The sequence below is a fragment of the Tsuneonella deserti genome, assembly GCF_014644315.1.
Lineage (GTDB): Bacteria > Pseudomonadota > Alphaproteobacteria > Sphingomonadales > Sphingomonadaceae > Tsuneonella > Tsuneonella deserti.
Map to the genome: position 1 here is coordinate 1,503,186 of NZ_BMKL01000001.1, position 17,891 is coordinate 1,521,076.

At 66.2% G+C, this 17,891-nt stretch carries 15 protein-coding genes; 6 read left to right on the forward strand and 9 right to left on the reverse strand.

All coding sequences use genetic code 11. The annotated features are described in order from the left end of the window. Positions 1–14: 14 nt before the first annotated feature. From IEW58_RS07160 to IEW58_RS07190, 7 genes are all read right to left on the reverse strand, one after another. Positions 15–1,676: an acetolactate synthase large subunit gene (locus IEW58_RS07160; RefSeq protein WP_188644499.1), complete on the reverse strand. Its 1,662-nt coding sequence runs from the start codon at positions 1,674–1,676 to the stop codon at positions 15–17. 110 nt (positions 1,677–1,786) lie between these two features. Beyond that, on the reverse strand, positions 1,787–2,725 hold the full coding sequence (locus IEW58_RS07165) for a D-2-hydroxyacid dehydrogenase (RefSeq protein WP_188644500.1): 939 nt from the start codon (positions 2,723–2,725) through the stop codon (positions 1,787–1,789). Positions 2,726–2,841: 116 nt separating this feature from the next. Then, a complete protein-coding gene (cysS, locus tag IEW58_RS07170) occupies positions 2,842–4,272 on the reverse strand; it encodes a cysteine--tRNA ligase (protein WP_188644501.1) in 1,431 nt (476 codons plus the stop codon). Between the two features lie 31 nt (positions 4,273–4,303). Continuing rightward, complete coding sequence (locus IEW58_RS07175) at positions 4,304–4,978, reverse strand: nitroreductase (RefSeq protein WP_188644502.1); 675 nt, start codon at positions 4,976–4,978, stop codon at positions 4,304–4,306. Then, entirely contained in the window at positions 4,978–6,798 is a 1,821-nt protein-coding gene (gene cobT / locus IEW58_RS07180; RefSeq protein ID WP_188644503.1) for a cobaltochelatase subunit CobT, read from the reverse strand. Before cobT ends, IEW58_RS07175 begins: the two co-directional genes overlap by 1 nt. A 2-nt stretch (positions 6,799–6,800) precedes the next feature. After that, positions 6,801–7,457: a fructose-6-phosphate aldolase gene (fsa, locus tag IEW58_RS07185; protein ID WP_188644504.1), complete on the reverse strand. Its 657-nt coding sequence runs from the start codon at positions 7,455–7,457 to the stop codon at positions 6,801–6,803. 63 nt (positions 7,458–7,520) lie between these two features. Further along, positions 7,521–8,225: a DUF4197 domain-containing protein gene (locus IEW58_RS07190; RefSeq protein WP_188644505.1), complete on the reverse strand. Its 705-nt coding sequence runs from the start codon at positions 8,223–8,225 to the stop codon at positions 7,521–7,523. Positions 8,226–8,282: 57 nt separating this feature from the next. On the opposite strand from IEW58_RS07190, the gene IEW58_RS07195 reads away from it, so the two are divergent. After that, positions 8,283–10,448 (forward strand): primosomal protein N', encoded by a 2,166-nt coding sequence (locus IEW58_RS07195; protein ID WP_188644506.1) that lies wholly within the window; start codon positions 8,283–8,285, stop codon positions 10,446–10,448. A 14-nt stretch (positions 10,449–10,462) separates the two neighbouring features. Continuing rightward, complete coding sequence (locus IEW58_RS07200) at positions 10,463–11,095, forward strand: glutathione S-transferase family protein (protein WP_188644507.1); 633 nt, start codon at positions 10,463–10,465, stop codon at positions 11,093–11,095. Here the strand turns inward: IEW58_RS07200 and IEW58_RS07205 are convergent. Together IEW58_RS07205 and IEW58_RS07210 are read right to left on the reverse strand one after the other, a co-directional pair. Beyond that, a complete protein-coding gene (locus IEW58_RS07205) occupies positions 11,041–11,991 on the reverse strand; it encodes a CPBP family intramembrane glutamic endopeptidase (protein WP_188644508.1) in 951 nt (316 codons plus the stop codon). The two genes, IEW58_RS07200 and IEW58_RS07205, sit on opposite strands and share 55 nt — an antisense overlap. After that, the gene (locus IEW58_RS07210; RefSeq protein WP_188644509.1) at positions 11,988–13,025 is read right to left on the reverse strand and encodes a bifunctional transcriptional activator/DNA repair enzyme AdaA; all 1,038 of its coding nucleotides are present in this window, start codon (positions 13,023–13,025) and stop codon (positions 11,988–11,990) included. The genes IEW58_RS07205 and IEW58_RS07210 overlap by 4 nt, the downstream gene beginning before the upstream one ends. 113 nt (positions 13,026–13,138) lie before the next feature. Here IEW58_RS07210 and IEW58_RS07215 point away from each other — a divergent pair, with 113 nt between their 5' ends. The 4 genes from IEW58_RS07215 (at position 13,139) to IEW58_RS07230 (ending at position 17,882) form a co-directional block, all read left to right on the forward strand. Next, positions 13,139–14,692, forward strand: a complete 1,554-nt coding sequence (locus IEW58_RS07215) for a trypsin-like peptidase domain-containing protein (RefSeq protein ID WP_188644510.1) — start codon at positions 13,139–13,141, stop codon at positions 14,690–14,692. 170 nt (positions 14,693–14,862) lie between these two features. Beyond that, positions 14,863–15,417, forward strand: coding sequence for a F0F1 ATP synthase subunit delta (locus IEW58_RS07220; RefSeq protein ID WP_188644511.1), 555 nt, complete (start codon positions 14,863–14,865; stop codon positions 15,415–15,417). Between the two features lie 37 nt (positions 15,418–15,454). Continuing rightward, on the forward strand, positions 15,455–16,984 hold the full coding sequence (gene atpA / locus IEW58_RS07225; RefSeq protein ID WP_188644512.1) for a F0F1 ATP synthase subunit alpha: 1,530 nt from the start codon (positions 15,455–15,457) through the stop codon (positions 16,982–16,984). 28 nt (positions 16,985–17,012) lie between these two features. Beyond that, the gene (locus tag IEW58_RS07230) at positions 17,013–17,882 is read left to right on the forward strand and encodes a F0F1 ATP synthase subunit gamma (RefSeq protein WP_188644513.1); all 870 of its coding nucleotides are present in this window, start codon (positions 17,013–17,015) and stop codon (positions 17,880–17,882) included. Positions 17,883–17,891 lie beyond the last annotated feature (9 nt).

The following is a 17,891-nucleotide window of genomic DNA, read 5'->3' on the forward strand; positions in this document are numbered from 1 at the left end:
ACCCCCCGCCAACGCTAGAGCGCCTTCGATAGCTCCCTAATGTCCTTGTTCAGGATCTGGTCGTTTTCCGAATAGTCCACCGGACAGTCAATCAGGTGGACGCCGGGCGTGGAATTGCAGTGCGAGAGCAACTCCCCGAGGTGCGCGCTCGACGCCACCCGGTGGCCGCTGGCCCCGAAGCTTTCGGCGAACTTCACGAAATCCGGATTGCCGTAGGTCAGGCCCCAGTCCTCGAAGCCCATGTTCGCCTGCTTCCAGCGGATCATGCCGTAGCTGTCGTCGCGCAGGATCAGTACGGTAAGGTTGAGCTTCAGGCGAACGGCGGTCTCCATTTCCTGGTCGTTCATCATGAAGCCACCGTCCCCGCAGATCGCCATCACCTTGCGGTCGGGATAGAGCATCGCACTCATCATCGCGCTCGGTAGCCCCGCACCCATCGTCGCCAGCGCGTTGTCGAGCAGGACGGTGTTGGGAAGGAACGCGCAATACCCGCGCGCGAACCAGATCTTGTACACCCCGTTGTCGAGGCAGATGATCCCGTCGCGCGGCATAGCCTCCCGCACTTGCGCCACGAGGTGTGGCGGAAAGATCGGAAACCGCGCGTCCTCTGCCAGCCGGTTCGTGTGCTCAAGCTCCGCCTTGCGGTAGCCAAGCATACGGTCGAAGTTCCACGAACGGTTGGGCGAGATGTCCTCCTTCATCTGCCAGATCGCGTTGGCGATATCGCCGATCACCTCGACTTGCGGAAAATAGACCGGGTCGACCTCCGCCGTGCGCGTCGAGACGTGAATTACCCGCGCGCCGCCCCGCTTCATGAAGAAGGGCGGTTTCTCGATCACGTCGTGCCCGACATTGATGATGAGGTCGGCATCCTCGACCGCCCGGTGCACGAAATCGCCTGCCGAAAGCGCCGCGCAGCCGAGGAACTTAGGATGCCGCTCGTCGATCACCCCCTTGCCCATCTGGGTCGTGAGAAACGGGATGCCGGTCTTCTCGACGAACTGTTCGAGCATGCGGCCGGTCATCTTGCGGTTCGCCCCCGCGCCGATAACCAGCACGGGCGCTCGCGCTTGCTCGATCGCCTCTACTGCCTGGCGGACCGCTTTGGGCTCTGCCGAGGGGCGGCGTGCGACCGAGCGCGGAATCGGCTGCGCATCGGTCTGCTCGTCAGCGATGTCCTCCGGCAGCTCGAGGTGGACCGCGCCGGGCTTTTCCTCCTCCGCAAGCCGGTAAGCCTCGCGCACGCGGCTGGGGATGTTGTCGCCTGCTGCAAGCTGGTGGGTGTACTTGGTGATCGGCTCCATCATGGACACCACGTCGAGAATCTGGAACCGGCCCTGCTTCGATTTCTTGATCGGCTTCTGCCCGGTGATCATCATCATCGGCATCCCGCCCAGCGTCGCATAGGCGGCGGCGGTCACGAAATTGGTGGCGCCCGGACCGAGGGTCGCGAGGCAGACGCCGGTCTTGCCGGTGTGGCGGCCATAAGTCGCAGCCATGAACCCGGCGGCCTGCTCGTGGCGGGTGAGGACGAGGCGGATGCTTTCCGACCGGCTCAGGGAATCGAGAAAATCGAGATTTTCCTCGCCAGGGACGCCGAAGATGTACTCGCAGCCTTCGGCCTCGAGACACTCGACGAACAGATCCGAAGCCTTGCGTTTGCCCTCTGTCGCCATGCCGCACTCCCCCCGTTTGCGCCGCAGCGCACCGAATATCCGCGACCGAAAGGGCGGTTATCCGCCTTTATCGGCAGGGGTTTATCAAACGGGGGAGCGCGAGTCTCGCCTCAATAGCCGCGCGCGGGATCGAAGATCGGCGCCAGCGGCTCATCGGCGACATAGCGCCGGCAGTTGGCAATGAAACGCTCGGCGGAACGCACGAACATCTTCGATTGCGCGCGACCCGAAAGGTGCATGGTGATCTGCGCGTTATCGAGGCTCCACAGCTGGTCGTCGGCTGGCAGCGGCTCGGGCGTAGTCACGTCGAGAAGCGCGCCGCCGATGGACCTGGCCTTGAGCGCCTCGACCAGCGCCGCCTGGTCGACCACCGCGCCGCGCGCGATGTTCACGAGCACCGCGCTGTCCTTCATTGCAGCGAGCTCGGAGGCGCCGATCATCGCGTCGGTTTCCGGTGTTGCCGGGACAGCGAGAATGACCCAGTCGAATTCTCCGAGCCGGGCGCGCCACTCGTCGGGCCGCAGCGCACCTTCACTCGCCGAGCGGCGGACCGGGACCACTTCGACATCGAACGCCTCGAGCCGCGTCTTGATAAGGGCGCCGATCGCGCCGAGCCCAAGTAGCAGCGCACGGCTTCCGGCAAGCTCCATCTTGCCCGGCGAATCCATCAACCACTCGTGCCGGTCCTGCGCGCGAACGACCTCGCGGTAGCCCTTGGCGTGGCTCAGCATCAGCATGACGACATACTCAGCGATCGTGATCGCATTGATCCCGGCGCCGTTGGTGATCGTCACCTTGCGCTCCGCCAGCAGGTCGAGCGGCAGAAAATCGAGCCCGGCGTAGATCGAATTCAGCCATTTGAGCTTGCCCGCCGCGCGAACCGCCTCGACCATGGGTTCCTTCTTGTCGAGATCGAACCAGCCGATCTCTGCCTCGGGCGCAAGCGCGAGCATTTCTTCCACCGAAGTGTACCAGCGCGTCTCGATACCCTCGGGCAAGTGGGGCTCAACGAGCGGGCGAACGAGGCCCGAGAGCACGGCAACGGTCATATACCCAATCCTACCCCTGAATCGTCGGCCCGGACTTGATCCGGGCCAGTGCTTCTTTCTGGCGCAGCTGTCGAAGTAAAGCACCACCCCGGATCAAGTCCGGGGTGACGTTGTGGTCAGAGCTTCCACTCCCATCCCAACGCGTCGCCGTCCATCAGTTCGACCCCGCGTGCGGCAAGCGAGTCGCGGATGGCGTCCGACGTGGTGAAATCCTTCGCCGCCCGGGCTTCCTTGCGCTGCTCGATGAGCTGCTCGATCTCGGCCACATCGATGGCGGCGTCCGCCGGCCGAAGCCGCAATTCCGCGCGCGTGAGTCCCAGCAGGTTGAGCCCGAGCAGTTCGTCGGCCATGCGGACCAACTGGATGCGCTTTGCCGCGGGCGTCTTCTTCGCGCCGAGGACTCCTTCGACCGCAGTCAACACTTCGGGCGTGTTGAGGTCGTTTGAAATCGCCTCGTCGAACACGGAGCGCTCCTGATCGCTCAGGGGGAAGCTGCCTTCGGGCTGCTTGCTCGCGGCGAGGTCGGCCTTGAGCTTTTCAATCGCCATGACCATCCGCTTGAGCCGCGTGAGCGCCGCACCCAGCCCTTCCCAGGTGAATTCCAGCTCACTTCGGTAATGGGCCTGCAGGCATAGCAGGCGATAGGCGAACGGGTGATAGCCACGATCGACCAGCGCCTGCAGGGTGAGGAAATCGCCCGTCGACTTGCTCATCTTCCCCCGCCGGTCGACGAGGAAGTTGTTGTGCATCCAGATCCGCGCGCCGGTGTCGGGGCCGCACGAATGCGCCTGGTTTTGCGCGATTTCGTTGGGATGATGGATTTCGCGGTGATCGATCCCGCCCGTGTGGATGTCGAACGGGTGGCCGAGCAGCTGCGCGCTCATCACCGAGCATTCGATATGCCAGCCGGGCGCGCCTCGGCCCCAGGGGGAATCCCACTCCATCTGCCGGTTCTCGCCCGGCGGCGTGGTGCGCCATATAGCAAAGTCGGCCGCGTGGCGCTTGCCTTCGACGCTGTCGATGCGGCTCTCGCCCTCGTCGGTGGAGGCGCGCGCGAGGCGGCCATAGTCGGGCACCGTCGTAACATCGAAGTAGAGCCCGCTGTCGAGACGGTAGCAGTGCTTCGCCTCGATCTCCTTGCCCCACTCGATCATGCTTTCGACATACTCGGTCGCGCGCGGGTGCGCGGTTTCACGGATGTTGAGCCGCGCGAGGTCGGCTTCAAAAACCTGCTGGTAATGGCGTGCGATGTCCCAGGCAGACTTGCCCTGCGAAGCTGCCGCCTTCTCCATCTTGTCGTCGCCCGCGTCGGCGTCGCTGGTGAGGTGGCCCACATCGGTAATGTTGATCACGTGGGTGAGCCTGTACCCCTTGAAGCTCAACACCCGGCCCAGCGTGTCGGCGAACACATAGGCGCGCATGTTGCCGACGTGCTGGTAGTTGTAGACCGTCGGTCCGCAGGAATAGACGCGTGCCTCACCCGGATGGATCGGCTGGAAGGTCTCCAGCGAGCGGGTCAGCGAGTTGAACAGCTTGAGGTCGGTCATCGCGTGGCGGTTAGCGACACGCGACGCGCGGTCAATCCCATCCCTCCCACCGCACCGCTTCTTCGAGCGGCGCGCGGGCGACCGGGAAGCGGTTTACCGCCGCGCCGCGATCGCCCCAGCCGATGGCGAGGCCGCAGAAGAACGTGTGGTCCTCTGGAATCGCGACCACCTCGCGGATCTGCTTCGAATAGACCGCCCACGCTTCCTGGGGGCAGGAGTCCAGCCCTTCCTCGCGCAGCAGAAGCATCACGGTCTGCAGCCACATGCCGATGTCGGACCATTGTGGCGGTCCCATGTATTTGGGCGTGTGCACCAGCATCAGCACCGGCGCGCCGAATGCCTGGAAGTTGCGCGCGAACCAGCTGAGACGAGCCAGCTTGTCCTCGCGCGGGATTTCCAGCGCGCCATACATGTCTTCACCCACCCCGCGGCGGCGTGTCTCGTAGGCGCCGTCCAGTTCCGGCGGATAGATGTGATACTCCGGCCCGTGCGCGGCGCGCCCCTTTGGCAAGTCTTCGGCAATGCGGGCGATCAGTCGCGAGAGCGGTTCGCCGGTCAGCACCACGCCATGCCAGGGCTGGGTATTGCCGCCGGAAGGAGCGCGCTGCGCCTTTTTCAGCACGCGCGTCAGAACGGCGCGATCTACTGGCTTGTCGAGAAACGCGCGGATCGAGCGGCGGCTGGCAACAGCCTCGGAAATATCCATCAATCCACCTCGAACAGTTCGGCAAGCTGCTCCGTGATCGTTCCGCCCAACTGCTCGACGTCCATGATTGTCACGGCGCGGCGATAGTAGCGGGTCACATCGTGCCCGATGCCGATCGCCACCAATTGAACCGGGGACTGGTTTTCGATCCAGTCGATCACCTTGCGCAAGTGCTGTTCGAGGTAGCCGGCGCTGTTCACGCTTAGGGTGCTGTCGTCGACCGGCGCGCCGTCGGAGATGACCATCAGGATGCGACGGTCCTCGGGGCGGCGGAGCAGGCGCTCGTGCGCCCACAGCAGCGCTTCGCCGTCGATGTTCTCCTTGAGCAGCCCTTCGCGCATCATCAGGCCGAGATTGCGGCGCGCGCGGCGCCACGGCTCGTCGGCCTTCTTGTAAACGATGTGGCGCAAGTCGTTGAGGCGGCCGGGTTGCGCGGGCTTGCCGTCCGCCAGCCAGGCCTCGCGGCTCTGCCCGCCCTTCCACGCGCGAGTTGTGAAGCCGAGCACCTCGGTCTTCACGCCGACGCGCTCCAGGGTACGGCCGAGAATGTCGGCGCTGATCGCGGCAATGCTAATGGGCCGTCCGCGCATCGACCCGGAATTGTCGATCAGCAGGGTGACGCAGGTATCCTTGAACTCCTGCTCGCGCTCCACCTTGTAGCTGAGTGAATGCCCCGGGCTGATGACCACGCGAGCGAGCCGCGCGGCATCGAGCAGCCCTTCCTCCTGGTCGAAGTCCCAGCTGCGGTTCTGCTGCGCCATCAGTCGCCGCTGGAGCCTGTTGGCGAGCCGCGTCACCACGCCCTGCAAGCCCGTAAGCTGGCTGTCGAGATACTGGCGCAGGCGGTCGAGCTCGTCCGCATCGCACAGCTCGGTCGCCTCGATCACCTCGTCGAAGCGGGTGGTATAGGCCTTGTAGTCGAAGCCTTCTGGAATGTCGGTCCACGGGCGATTGGGGCGCACGGGCATCATGCCCTCCTCGCCCTCGTCGCCCGGTTCCCCTTCGGTCGTATCCTCTTCCGAGCTCATCTCGGTGTCGGATTCGCCCTCGTCGTCGCCTTCCGACATCTCGCCGGCCATTTCGGTCGACTGGGGGCTGCCCTCGCCCTGGTTGTCGTCCTCGCCCTCGTCCTGATCCTCGCCTTCCGGCTCCTCGCCCTCGTCGCTGTCGTCGGACGGCTGGTCCATGTCCTCGGGCAGCGTCAGGTCGAGATGGCGCAGCAAGTCGAGCGCGAGCCCCTGGAACGCCTTCTGGTCGTCTAGCGACAGCGCCAGTGCCTCGAAGTCCGCCCCGGCGCGCTCCTCGATCCAGTCGCGGACCATCTCCACGCCCGGCGCGGCGCGCGCGGGAATCGGTTCACCGGTCAGCTTCTCCCTCAGGATAAGGCCGAGCGCGCTCGCCACCGGCACATCCTCGGGCCGGATCGCGCGGGCGATCGGATCGGAATTGGTGCGCACCTCGGTCGCTGCATCGAGGTTTTCGCGGATGCCTTCGAAATTGTTCGCGCCCAGCGCCTCGTAACGGATGCGCTCCACCGTATCGAAGCATTCGCGCGCCGTCGGTTCGGGCGGCATCGCGCGGGCGTGCATCGCTTCGTCATGGTGGCGTAGCTTGAGCGAGAAGCTGTCGGCAAACCCGCGCGCCTCACGCGCCTGGTCGGCGGGGATGGAACGGCCAGGAAGCGGGACCCGGAAATGCTTGCCCCTCGCCGTGGGCGCATCGGCGCTCCACGCCACCTCTACTTCCGGCTCATGCGCCAGCGCGCGGCTGGCGCCGGTCAGCGCGTGCTTGAAGCGGTCAAGGGGCGTTTCGTCGGCCAAGGTTACCTCAGGATGGTCTGGCCGGTCTTCGCCCAGTCGGCAAGGAAGCCTTCGATGCCCTTGTCGGTCAGTACGTGCTTCGCGAGGTTGCGGATAACGGCGGGCGGCGCGGTCATGACGTCGGCGCCGATGCGCGCGGCTTCGAGCACGTGGATCACGTGGCGCACGCTGGCGACGAGGATTTCGGTGCCGAAGCCGTAATTGTCGTAGATCAGGCGGATATCGCGGATGAGGTCCATCCCGTCGAACCCGTTATCGTCGTGCCGGCCGACGAAGGGCGAGATGAACGTCGCGCCAGCCTTCGCGGCGAGCAGTGCCTGGTTGGCGGAGAAGCACAGCGTGACATTGACCATCGTGCCGTCCCTGGTCAGCGCACGGCAGGTCTTGAGGCCATCGATCGTCAGCGGCACCTTGATGCAGACGTTGTCGGCGATCTTCCGCAGGACTTCCGCCTCGCGCATCATCGTCTCGTGGTCGAGTGCCACGACTTCGGCCGAAACCGGCCCGTCGACGATGCCGCAGATTTCCTTCGTCACTTCCATGAAGTCGCGGCCCGACTTGTGGATCAGCGAAGGATTGGTGGTGACGCCGTCGAGCAGGCCCGCGTCGTTCAGTTCGCGGATGTCGGCGATCTCGGCGGTGTCGGCGAAGAATTTCATGGCAGGCAAAGGCTCCGGGAATGCGCGATTCCCGGATGCCTTAGCCCGCGCATGGCGATGCGGCTAGAGCGCGCTCGCCGCTCCGAAAACACCTATCAGCAGAGGATCGCGAGTCGCCTGCGGATTGGCGCGAATGTTCGCTTCCTCCATCCCGATCTCGTTCCAGATCACATCGTCCACCCGGCCGGTGAAGTTGCGTGCAATCTGCGGCACGTCGACGCCGGACAGCGCGGCGATCGCCTCACCCACGATGGGATCGCTGGCAAGCCGCAGGCCCTGGCCCACTCCGGGCAGCATCGCGTCGATCAGGCGGGTGCCCATCTCCTGGCGCAGGTAGCTGCTCGCCGCGGTCGGGCCTCCGCGGATCAGTTCGACCGCGTTGGCAAAGCCGATCGTGCGGACTGTATCGGCCACCACTGGCGCGGCGCGCTCGGCGGCGTCGAACGCAACCGGGGCCAGCGCATGGGCAAGCCGGTCCTTGAACAGGGCGGAAGTAAGGATACGGTTGAGCGTTCCCCCACGAGCGCCGAGGAACTGGTCGAGGCCAAGTTGAGCGACCTGCTGGTCCCAGAACCCGCCCGGCGCGGTCATCCGATCGAACGCGCGGCCGGTTGAAAGGAACAGCAGGCGGGCGATGGCATCGGTATAGCTGAAGCCCCCGAACGGTCCGGCGCAGGCGGGCAGCACCAGCGCGCCGCTCGCCACGCCTAGACCGGCGAGAAACTTGCGGCGGTGAAACAGGCTCGGGGGCGAAATCAATTCGGTCATTGCTCTTGTCCTTGGCTTGCCGCTCCACCCCGGCGACGCCCATATGGGCATTGAACCATGAACCGCGCCCGACTGCTGATCTTCAACGCCGCGCTCGGCCCGCTCGACTACCGTGTACCGGAAGGGATGCACGTCGAGCCCGGGTCGGTCGTCGTCGCGCCGCTTGGCCCCCGCCAGATCATCGGGATCGTCTGGGAGGAGGAACGGCTCCCCACCGACCCGGTTCCGGACGCGAAGCTGCGGCCATTGCTTGCCGTCGTCCCCGTCCCGCCGCTCAAAGCCGAACTGCGGCGACTGATCGAATGGACCGCCGATTATTACTGCGCCTCGCTCGCCTCGGTTGCGCGGATGGTGCTCGCGAGCGGCGGCGCGCTGCGCGGTCCGGCCACGATCACCGAATACCGCCTGTCGGGCGGGCTGCCCGAACGGATGACCCCGCAGCGGCAGGCTGCGATCGAAGCGCTGGAGGGCGAGCAGGCGACCATCCGCGAACTCGCCGGTATCGCGGGGGTCAGCGACGGGGTGCTGCGCGGGCTCGTCAACCAGGGCGTTCTGGAACCGGTGCAGGTCGATTGCGACCGGCCTTACCCTCGCGCCCGAGCAGACTACGCTGTTCCGGTGCTATCGGACGCTCAAAGTGCGGTAAGTGAGCGCTTCATTGACGCTGTTCGCGCGCGCGAGTTCGCCCCCTTCCTGCTTGATGGCGTGACCGGCTCGGGCAAGACGGAATGCTATCTGGAAGCCGTTGCCGCCGCTCTCGATGCCGGTCAGCAGATCCTCGTCCTGCTTCCTGAAATTGCGCTGACGGAGGCGTTCCTGCGTCGATTCGAAGACCGCTTCGGCACCCCCCCGGTGGTCTGGCACTCCAGCCTCAAGTCCACCGAACGCCGCCGCGCCTGGCGCGCCATCGCGGCGGGCACCGCGCAGGTGGTCGTCGGCGCCCGCTCGGCCCTCTTCCTGCCCTACGCGAACCTCGGCATGATCGTGGTCGATGAAGCGCACGAGGTGAGCTTCAAGCAGGACGAAGGCGTGCGCTACAACGCCCGCGATGTCGCTGTTATGCGGGCACATTTCGAAAAGCTGCCGGTCATCCTCGCCAGCGCGACGCCCGCGCTCGAAAGCCTGCAGATGGCCGAGAGCGGCGTTTACGAGCGGCTGGTTCTCGACGATCGCTACGGCGGCGCGCGGCTGCCCGAGATCGACACGCTCGACCTGACGGTGGAGAAGCCTGAACGAGGGCGCTGGCTCGCTCCGCGGCTGGTGGAAGCGATGAAGGAACGGTTCGAGAGGCGCGAGCAGACGCTGCTATTCCTCAACCGGCGCGGCTATGCCCCGCTCACGCTGTGCCGCAACTGCGGCTTTCGCTTCCAGTGCCCCAATTGCAGCGCCTGGCTGGTCGAGCACCGCCTCTCGCGTCGCCTGTCCTGCCACCACTGTGGTCACGAGACCCAGCCGCCGCCCGCCTGCCCCGAATGTGGCGAACTCGACTGCCTCGTCGCCTGCGGGCCGGGCGTCGAACGCATCGCCGACGAGGTGGCCGAAATCATGCCCGAGGCGCGCGTGGCGGTTGCGACGTCGGATACGCTGAACTCTCCCGAGAAAGCCGCCGCCTTCGTGGCCGAGGCGGAAGCGGGCGCGATCGACGTGATCGTCGGCACTCAGCTGGTAACGAAGGGCTTCCATTTCCCCGAACTGACGCTCGTTGGTGTCGTCGATGCCGATCTCGGTCTCGAAGGCGGCGACTTGCGCGCAGCCGAGCGCACCTACCAGCAGGTCGCGCAGGTCGCCGGGCGCGCCGGGCGCGGCGCCAAGCCCGGCGAGGTTCTTATCCAGACCCGTCACCCCGACGCCCCGGTAATCGCAGCACTGGCGGCCGGGGATCGCGACGCATTCTACGAAGCCGAAACCGAGGCGCGCCGCCACGCGGGGGCCCCGCCCTTCGGCCGCTGGGCCGCGATCATTGTGTCGAGCGAGGACGAGGCGGAGGCCAAGGAGGCCGCCCGCCTGATCGGCGGAACCCAGCCGAACGTTCCCGACGTAATGATCCTCGGCCCCGCGCCCGCGCCGCTCAGCCTTCTGCGAGGCCGCTATCGCTATCGCCTGCTGATCAACGCCCGCCGCAGCGCGCAGGTGCAGGACGTGATCCGCCAATGGCTCGCCCCCTTGCGCTTTCCCCAGGGCGTGCGAGTGTCGATCGACATCGACCCCTACAGCTTCGTCTAGCGAGAGGACCTGCCATGCTCACCGTCCACCACCTGCGCATCTCGCAATCGGAACGGATCGTCTGGCTGTGCGAGGAGCTGGGCCTCGATTACGAGCTGAAGCTCTATACTCGCCGCAGCGACAACAACCTCGCGCCCGACGAATACAAGGCTCTCCACCCGATGGGCATCGCGCCGGTCATCACCGACAGCGATCTCGTGCTCGGTGAAAGCGGCGCGATCTGCGAGTACATCGATCGCAAGTACGGCAACGCGAGGCTCTCACCCGGACCGGAAAGCCCGGACTTTGCCGGCCACCTGTTCTGGTTCCATTTCTCCAACGCCACCTTCATGACCAACGGCATGATGGCGCTGGTCGCGCGCCAGCTTGGCGGCGACGAGATGCCCGGCTTCGTGGCGGACCGGATGGCGAAGGGCTGGCAGCTGGCCGATGCGCGGCTGGCGGAGACTCCGTTCTTCGGCGGGCAGAATTTGACGACTGCCGACATCATGATGGGGTTCAATCTCACCACCTCGCGCATGTTCGGCGGGGCGGACCTGGCGCCCTACCCGCACATCGCCGCCTACCTGAAGCGGATCGGCGAACGGCCGGCCTATCGCCGCGCAATGGAGAAGTGCGAGCCGGGGATGGAGCCTAAGCTGGACTGACCGCGGCTTCGCGCCAGCCGCCGCCGCACCCACCACGGGCGCACGATGTTTCCGCGCCGGGCTGCCTGCACGACGAACCACGCGCCGAGCGGGGTCGCCAGCGCGAGCGCCAGGACAGAGGCTTCAAGGCCGAACTGTCCGCCCGACAGGATGACCGGCCCCGCGCTGTGCGCCTCCACCAGGCCATCCACCTGAAATCCCGAGACAGGCACGTCCCACACGTAGCCTTGAGTGACGTTCCACCCGAAATGCAGTCCGATGGGCAGCCACAGATTGCGGGTCAGCATGTATGCTCCGCCGAGCATCAGCCCGGCTTCAATTGCGATGGCTAGCGACGAGAACAGGGTCGCATTCGCGTTGAAGATATGCGCCAGCCCGAACAGCCCCGAGCTGAGCGCCAGCGCGAACCAGCTGCCGCCGAATTCCTCGAGAAAGTGGAACAGCACCCCGCGCGCGAGAATTTCCTCGAACAACGCCGCCTGCAGGCCCGCGCCGAACAACAGCAGAGGCCAGCTCGTACTGCCGCCCCAGCCATCGATGCGGTAAGCGCCAGCCAGGAAAGCCGCCCCGACTATGGCAGTCATCAACACCGCGGCGATGGCCGTGCCGCGGATGCTGTCGCGCGCAGTGCGGTCGAACATCAAGTCATCGCGCCGGCGGTCGCCCAGGCGAGTGACCACCAGCTTGTACACGACCACCGAGACGGCAATGACGCATAGCGAGATGAGCGGCGGCTTGTCGACCCAGGCCGGCAGCGCCTCCAGCGGCAACAGCCGAAGGACGGGCGTGACCAGCGCGATGCCGCCGATCAGCGCGACAAGGGCGATGACCAGCGCGACCAGCGGAAAATCGAGGACACGCCGCCACAACGGCTTGCCGGATACCTGTTCTGTCATTCCGCCCCTTCGCGTTTCAGAAGCTCGCGCTTGATTTCGAGACCATAGGCGTACCCGCCGATGTCACCTCCCGTCCGGACCACCCGGTGACACGGGATCAGCACGGCGACATTGTTGCGCGCATTGGCGCTGCCGGCCGCGCGGACCGCCTTGGGATTGCCCGCAGCGGCAGCGATCTGCGCATAAGTGCGGGTTTCGCCGGCGGGAACTGCGCGGAGCGCCCGCCAGCACGCTTCCTGGAAAGCGGTTCCCTTCACGTCGAGCGGAATGTGTGCGCCCTGCCCCGGTGTCTCGACCGCAGCGATCACTTCCGCCAGTAGACCCGCAAAGGGCCCACCGCCCTCGACCAGCTCGGCATTGGGAAAGCGCCGCGCCAGGTCCGCCGGTCCTTCTCCGAACGACAGGCGGCACACGCCCTTGTCGGTCGCCGCGACCAGCATTGCCCCCAGGGTCGTTTCCACCACCGCCCAGCGGATCGTGACCCCGTGCCCGCCATGGGCCCAGGCGCTTGGCTGCATGCCCAGCTTGTCCGCGGCCCCTTCGTAAAACCGGCTGGGGCTTTCGTACCCCGCCTCGTAGATCGCGCCGGTCACCCGTCCTTCCCTGGTCAGCGCCGATCGGGCTCGCTCCTCGCGAAGCGCACGCGTATAGGCGGCCGGGGAAAGGCCGGTCGCACGGCTGAAGACGCGCTGGAAATGCGCCGCCGAATAACCCGCGAGCGCTGCAAGTTCGCCAAGGCGCGGCGTGCCTTCGCTTGCCTTGATCTCGTCGATCGCCGCAAGCACCGCCGCCTCGTCGCGCGCGACTGCATTCGGGGCGCACCGCCGGCAGGCGCGCAATCCCGCCGCCTCGGCTTCGGTGCAGGAGGCGTAGAAACGCACGTTCTCCCGGCGCGGAGCGCGCGCGGGGCAGCTTGGTCGGCAATAGATCCCGGTGGAATGCACGCCGGTGACGAACCGGCCATCGAAACGGCGGTCCTTCGCCAGCGCGATGCGCCAGCGATCGTCGTCGGTAAGAGAGGGGTCCTGGGCCATCGCGCTTGTCTCCTGGTGCCACAAAGGCTTGCGGCTGAACAGTTAGCTCGCCGCGACCGGGCGCGCGTCCCGTCGCTTGCGGTCAATGTCGCGGCACGCCACAAGCTGCCGCGATGAAACGCTTGTTCCCGGCGCTCGCCGCGCTCCTCCTGATGGCCATTCCGGCTGGCGCGCAGTCCGAGCCGGCCGATATATCCGCTGCCGCGCGCGGGGTCGTCCGCGTCGTCATCATGGCGTCCGATGGCGAAGCAGTGACCCCGATCAGCCACGGCACGGGCTTTGCGGTGACACCCAACCGGATCGTCACCAACGCCCATGTCGTGCGCGCGGCCTTGCAGGACGATACCCTTCGCATTGCGATCGTACCGCCGGATGGCGATTCGGCGGACTACGCCCGGGTGCTCGCGGTGTCCGAGGCAAAGGACCTGGCCATCATCGAGACTACCGGCAAGCTGCGCCTCCCGCCCCTGACCATTTCCGGAGTGCCCGCCGGCGACGGAGCGGAGGTTTCCGCGGTTGGCTATCCGATGAACGTCGACCGTGCTCAGGGACTGGATTTGCCCGACCTGTTTCGCCCGCAACCGCCGGTCAAAAGCCGGGGTTTCATCTCGGGCGCGCGGCCCAGCCGGGATGTCGACACGCTTTTGCACACCGCCCCGATCGCCCGGGGCAATTCGGGCGGACCGCTGCTCGACAGCTGCGGGCGGGTGCTTGGCGTCAACAGTTTCGGGACCAGTTCGGACGATGCCGCCGACGCCGAATTCTCCTTCGCAGTGTCGGATAAGGAACTCCTGCCTTTCCTGAAAGGGGCCGGGATCACGCCCGCGGTCAACGCGCTGCCGTGCCAGTCGATGGCGCAGCTTGACGAAGCGGAGCGCGAAAGGCTGGCCAACGAGCAGGCCGCGGCTCGGGCGCGGCTTGCGGAACGGGCCGAATCGGACCGGGCCAGGCGAGAGCGGGCCATGATGGAAGCCGAGCTGTCCGTGCTCGACGACCGGGAGAACGGAATGGCGATCGCCGGACTCCTGCTGCTGCTCTCGCTGGGGGCGGGTTTCGCAGCCTGGAACCTGCGCACGAGGGAGGATGGCGGCAAGGCCAGCCGGATTGCGGGTGTCGTGGCAGCGGCGGCTTTGATTGGCGCTCTGGCTGTGTGGTTCACCCGGCCGGGCATCGATGCGATCGACCGCCGCGCCGCCGACGCACTGGCCGACGACGGCGGCTCGGGCGAATTGACACCGACCTCGGCGACGGAGTCCGGCGCGGCAGAACTTACCTGCACCATCGTACCAAGCCGCAGCCGGATAGTCAGCCAACCTCCCAAAGACCTCGACTTCGCCTGGAATTCCAATGGCTGCGTCAACGGGCGCACCCAGTACGGCTTCGCGGATGGCAAGTGGAGCCGGCTGTTCGTCCCCAATTCGGAAGATGCGGTGTCGGTCAACAGCTTCGACCCGGCAACGCGCACCTTCCGCACGGACAAGTTCGCGCTTGGCCAATCGGCGATGGCCAGGGCGCGGCAGGCGCGTTCGAGATACCATGCGCCGGAGTGCGGGTCGCAGGACGCCGCAAGCCGCCTCGGAGAGATGCAATCCGGCGTCGTCGCCCTGCTTCCCACCCAGGCCAACGAGCGGCTGGTCTATTCCTGCCGCCCGAGTGACCAGGGTTAGGCCCGCGAGCGGGCGCCATTCGGTTGCACAATGCTCGTACCCAAGCGTGATTGCATCGTGGCAATCTCGGTGATAGGGGCGCGCCAAGCTTGCCCGGGCAGCCTTGCGGCCGCCACATCGTGGCGCGCTCGAAACCGAACTATTCTCCGGATCCAGAGGGACCAACGCGCGTGGATATTTCCGCCGGTATTCAGGCTAGCCTCGCAGGGCGTTACGCCTCGGCGCTGTTCGATCTCGCCAGCGAAGCGGGCACGGTGACGGCAGTCGAATCGGACCTCGACATGCTCGACCGGGCGCTGGCTGAATCGGTGGACCTGCGCGCGCTCACCACCAATCCCGAAATCGGCCGCAAGGCACAGGGCGCGGCGATGGAAGCTGTCGCCAATATGCTCGGCATCAGCGAACTCACCCGCCGCTTCCTTGGCGTGCTGGCCGGAAACCGCCGCCTCTCGCAGCTCGGCAGCGTGATCCGCGCATTCCGCGCCATCGCCGCGGCGCAGCGTGGCGAAGTCTCTGCCGAGGCGACCAGCGCCCACGCCCTCACCGATGCGCAGATCGAACAGCTTCGCCAAAAGCTGACCGCGCGTGAAGGCCGCACCGTCAAGCTCACCACGAAGGTGGATCCGGACCTGCTCGGCGGGCTGGTCGTCACCATCGGCTCGAAGCGGATCGACGGCTCGATCCGCACCCGTCTCAACTCACTCGAACAGGCCATGAAGGCCTAAGGGCGCTTCGCCCGTCTGCCAAAAGGTAGCTTCACTCATGGAAATCCGCGCCGCAGAAATCTCCAAGGTCATCAAGGACCAGATCGCCAACTTCGGCACCGAGGCGGAAGTCTCGGAAGTCGGTTCGGTGCTCTCGGTCGGTGACGGCATCGCCCGCATCCACGGGCTGGACAAGGTCCAGGCCGGCGAGATGGTGGAATTCGCCAACGGCATCCAGGGCATGGCCCTCAACCTCGAAGCCGACAACGTCGGTGTCGTCATCTTCGGCTCGGACTCCGAGATCAAGGAAGGCGACAACGTCAAGCGCACCGGCACCATCGTCGACGTGCCCGTCGGCAAGGGTCTGCTGGGCCGCGTGGTCGACGCGCTCGGCAACCCGATCGACGGCAAGGGCCCGATCGTCGCCGAACAGCGCATGCGCGTCGAGAAGAAGGCGCCGGGGATCATTCCGCGGCAGTCGGTCAATGAGCCGGTGCAGACGGGTCTCAAGGCGATCGACGCGCTCGTTCCCATCGGCCGCGGCCAGCGCGAGCTGATCATCGGGGACCGCCAGACCGGCAAGTCGGCAGTCGCGATCGACACCTTCATCAACCAGAAGGAAGCGAACGCCGGCACCGACGAGAGCAAGAAGCTCTACTGCATCTACGTCGCCGTCGGCCAGAAGCGCTCGACCGTCGCGCAGCTCGTCCGCACGCTGGAAGAGAACGGCGCGATGGAATATTCCATCATCGTCGCCGCGACCGCTTCGGAGCCCGCTCCGCTGCAGTACCTTGCGCCCTACACCGGCTGCACGATGGGCGAATACTTCCGCGACAACGGCATGCATGCCGTGATCGTGTACGACGACCTTTCGAAGCAGGCCGTCGCCTACCGCCAGATGTCGCTCCTCCTCCGCCGCCCGCCGGGGCGCGAGGCCTACCCGGGCGACGTGTTCTACCTCCACAGCCGCCTGCTCGAGCGCGCGGCCAAGATGAGCGACGAAAACGGCGGCGGATCGCTGACCGCGCTGCCGATCATCGAGACGCAGGCGGGCGACGTGTCGGCCTACATTCCGACCAACGTGATCTCGATCACCGACGGCCAGATCTTCCTTGAGACCAACCTGTTCTTCCAGGGCATCCGCCCGGCGATCAACGTCGGCCTGTCGGTCAGCCGCGTCGGCGGCGCCGCGCAGACCAAGGCGATGAAGAAGGTGTCGGGCTCGATCAAGCTGGAGCTGGCGCAGTACCGCGAGATGGCGGCGTTCGCGCAGTTCGGCTCGGACCTCGACGCCTCGACGCAGAAGCTGCTGAACCGCGGCGCGCGGCTGACCGAGCTGCTCAAGCAGCCGCAGTTCTCGCCGCTTCCGTTCGAGGAGCAGACCGTGTCGATCTTCGCCGGCACCAACGGATATCTCGACAGCGTCGCGGTGGACAAGGTGACCGACTACGAGGCGCAGATGCTGAGCTACATGCGCAGCAATCACTCGGACCTGCTGGCCGAGATCCGCACTTCGCAGAAGTTCGAAGGCACGGTGGCCGACAAGACCGCCGAAGCTCTCGACGCTTTCGGCAAGCAGTACGCCTGAACCTGACGAGACGAGCTAGGGAGCCGAAATGGCCTCGCTGAAGGAACTCAAGGGTCGGATCAACTCGGTCAAGTCGACCCAGAAGATCACCAAGGCCAAACAGATGGTCGCTGCCGCGAAGCTGCGCAAGGCGCAGGCGGCGGCCGAATCGGCGCGTCCCTATGCCGAGCGGCTGGGCGCGGTGATGGCCTCGCTCGCCGGCAAGGTGAGCGGCGACAGCGCGCCCAAGCTGATCCGCGGGACTGGGAAGGACCAGCGGCACTTGCTGGTCGTCGCCAACTCGGACAAGGGCCTCGCGGGCGCGTTCAACTCGAACATCGTGCGTGCTGCGCTGACCAAGGCGCGCGAACTGCGGGCCGAGGGCAAGGACGTCGATTTCTACCTCGTCGGCCGCAAGGGCCGCGCGCCCATCCGCCGCGCGCATCCCAACAACATCGCCCAGATGTTCGACACCACCGAAGTGCGCGAGCCCGGCTATGCCGAGGCAGAGCGGATCGTCGCCGAGCTGGTCGAGATGTACGAGGCGGGCAGGTTCGACGTCGCGCACCTGTTCTTTTCGAAGTTCAAATCGGCGCTGACGCAGGAGCCCACCCGCCTGCAGATCATCCCCGTCCCGGCCCCGGAGACCGGCTCCACCAGCAAGGCCGCGGTCGAGTATGAGCCGGAGGAGGAAGAAATCCTCGCCGAGCTGCTGCCGCGCTATCTCAAGACCCAGGTTTTCGGCGCGTTGCTGGAAAACCAGGCGTCCGAGCAAGGCGCCTCGATGACCGCGATGGACAACGCCACGCGCAACGCAGGCGAGCTGATCAACAAGCTGACCATCCAGTACAACCGCAGCCGCCAGGCCGCGATCACGACCGAACTCATTGAAATTATCGCCGGCGCGGAAGCGCTCTAAGGCATCGCA

What these genes read in the sequence shown, in the direction of transcription:
- IEW58_RS07205 (WP_188644508.1), bottom strand. Translation starts at nt 11,991, where the DNA reads ATGACAGAACAGGTATCCGGCAAGCCGTTGTGGCGGCGTGTCCTCGAT.
- fsa (WP_188644504.1), bottom strand. Translation starts at nt 7,457, where the DNA reads ATGAAATTCTTCGCCGACACCGCCGAGATCGCCGACATCCGCGAACTG.
- IEW58_RS07190 (WP_188644505.1), bottom strand. Translation starts at nt 8,225, where the DNA reads ATGACCGAATTGATTTCGCCCCCGAGCCTGTTTCACCGCCGCAAGTTT.
- IEW58_RS07230 (WP_188644513.1), top strand. Translation starts at nt 17,013, where the DNA reads ATGGCCTCGCTGAAGGAACTCAAGGGTCGGATCAACTCGGTCAAGTCG.
- IEW58_RS07200 (WP_188644507.1), top strand. Translation starts at nt 10,463, where the DNA reads ATGCTCACCGTCCACCACCTGCGCATCTCGCAATCGGAACGGATCGTC.
- IEW58_RS07160 (WP_188644499.1), bottom strand. Translation starts at nt 1,676, where the DNA reads ATGGCGACAGAGGGCAAACGCAAGGCTTCGGATCTGTTCGTCGAGTGT.
- cysS (WP_188644501.1), bottom strand. Translation starts at nt 4,272, where the DNA reads ATGACCGACCTCAAGCTGTTCAACTCGCTGACCCGCTCGCTGGAGACC.
- IEW58_RS07215 (WP_188644510.1), top strand. Translation starts at nt 13,139, where the DNA reads ATGAAACGCTTGTTCCCGGCGCTCGCCGCGCTCCTCCTGATGGCCATT.
- IEW58_RS07195 (WP_188644506.1), top strand. Translation starts at nt 8,283, where the DNA reads ATGAACCGCGCCCGACTGCTGATCTTCAACGCCGCGCTCGGCCCGCTC.
- IEW58_RS07210 (WP_188644509.1), bottom strand. Translation starts at nt 13,025, where the DNA reads ATGGCCCAGGACCCCTCTCTTACCGACGACGATCGCTGGCGCATCGCG.
- IEW58_RS07175 (WP_188644502.1), bottom strand. Translation starts at nt 4,978, where the DNA reads ATGGATATTTCCGAGGCTGTTGCCAGCCGCCGCTCGATCCGCGCGTTT.
- IEW58_RS07165 (WP_188644500.1), bottom strand. Translation starts at nt 2,725, where the DNA reads ATGACCGTTGCCGTGCTCTCGGGCCTCGTTCGCCCGCTCGTTGAGCCC.
- atpA (WP_188644512.1), top strand. Translation starts at nt 15,455, where the DNA reads ATGGAAATCCGCGCCGCAGAAATCTCCAAGGTCATCAAGGACCAGATC.